This window comes from Microcystis sp. M53603_WE2 (assembly GCF_030065435.1).
On sequence record NZ_JASJFF010001227.1, the window covers coordinates 1 to 1,397 of the forward strand.

The 1,397-nt window shown below is 42.4% G+C and carries 3 protein-coding genes; 2 read left to right on the forward strand and 1 reads right to left on the reverse strand.

The genetic code is table 11. From position 1 onward, the window contains the following. A partial coding sequence (locus PX481_RS25630; RefSeq protein WP_288096768.1) for a transposase occupies positions 1 to 121 on the forward strand: 121 nt, incomplete at its 5' end. Between the two features lies 1 nt (position 122). On the opposite strand, the gene PX481_RS25635 is transcribed toward PX481_RS25630, so the two are convergent. Beyond that, on the reverse strand, positions 123 to 674 hold the full coding sequence (locus tag PX481_RS25635; protein ID WP_002757099.1) for a hypothetical protein: 552 nt from the start codon (positions 672 to 674) through the stop codon (positions 123 to 125). A gap of 195 nt (positions 675 to 869) precedes the next feature. Between PX481_RS25635 and PX481_RS25640 the strand changes: the two genes are divergently transcribed. Next, positions 870 to 1,178 (forward strand): hypothetical protein, encoded by a 309-nt coding sequence (locus PX481_RS25640; protein WP_002757098.1) that lies wholly within the window; start codon positions 870 to 872, stop codon positions 1,176 to 1,178. Positions 1,179 to 1,397 lie beyond the last annotated feature (219 nt).

A 1,397-nucleotide genomic window follows, 5' to 3' on the forward strand; every position in this document is an offset into this window, starting at 1 on the left:
GAATGGGGTGGTCGAGGGAATCAACAATAAACTTAAACTAATAAAACGGAGAGGCTATGGCTTTAGAAACTTTCGGAATTTTTGGGTTAGAAGTATGTTGTCTTGGCATCTTGTCTGTTGATTTAGCATAAAGAGTAACGAAGAGCCACCATTCCCGATGCATTCGATCCAGTCCAAACAACCGCTGTTGGTGTTGTTGCACCACTCTGAGTTACGTTAATCGGTCGTAATATGGAGCCATCCCAGAGATCGGTATTATTGTTGGCGACTGGGGTGCCATCTATGAGGTAGATGGAAACACCCGTACTCGATGGATTAGTCCCTGTATTATCACGAGCATCGACTCCGGTAGAAGAACCGCCTGTTTGCGTAGAAGCGATCGCCTTCCAAGTGATCGTATTCGGGTTAAATCCCGCCGCATTTAAAGCCAGATCAAGAGCCGTATCAATCGCTGGGGTTCCCCCTCTGGCTTGAGTGGTGACAAAGGTATTGTAGTCGTTGATGTCGAAGCTTGTCGCATCCCGTGTGCCGTCAGTGACAAAGACCAAACGATACTGAGCGCCAGGAGCCAAGTAGGGGGGGACGACCACCAAAGCAGCCTGTGCCGCACTAGCCGTTGCCAGGGTCGCCAGGGCAACTCCGGAGACAAAGCAGAGTTGTTGTATTTTTTTCATTGATTTGCCTAAAAGTGCTGTAGTGGATGGATTTGAGTGCGTGCGACATTAGCGAACAGAACACCCCAGAGCTTACATACTTCTCCCCCCGCATTGTATCATAAGATACAATTTGTAAATCTTTACATTCTTCTCCTCCAGGGCTGACGCTTGCTAGAATGAAATCCCGCTTGATTTGTGGTAATGAGACAGTTTATGTTAGATTTTCATCTATCTGTTCAGCCTGAAACCGAAAAACGCCTTAAAAAGATTTTAAACTCCATCAAAGATCAAGAAAAATTTGCCCAAAGCATTATTGATTATCAGATTGCCGAATTACAAAAAAGCAATTTGAATCTAAAATTAGATTTAGCAGCTCTGGAAAAACAATATCAAATGACATCCAAAGAATTTTATCAGCAATTTTCCCAAGGTATTTTAGGAGATGAATCGGACTTTATAGTTTGGTCTGGACTATATGAAATGCTTCTTCAAAACGAGGCTAATCTCCAAGAATTAAAATGATTGAGGCCTATTTTTTGCAAATCGAACAAACCATTCGAGAATTTCCCAATGTCAGATATTTATCACTGACCAAGAAAATTTAGGCTCTTCGGTTTGTGTTATGCAATGGACGGGGGTTATAAGGGATGGAACCCTTATATAGAAAGGCATTTAGCGATTTTTGTCAATTGTTTTTTATCTAGAGCGAACTAATCAATTAAGTCTCTTGCCAGATAAGGA

What these genes read in the sequence shown, in the direction of transcription:
- PX481_RS25635 (WP_002757099.1), bottom strand. Translation starts at nt 674, where the DNA reads ATGAAAAAAATACAACAACTCTGCTTTGTCTCCGGAGTTGCCCTGGCG.
- PX481_RS25640 (WP_002757098.1), top strand. Translation starts at nt 870, where the DNA reads ATGTTAGATTTTCATCTATCTGTTCAGCCTGAAACCGAAAAACGCCTT.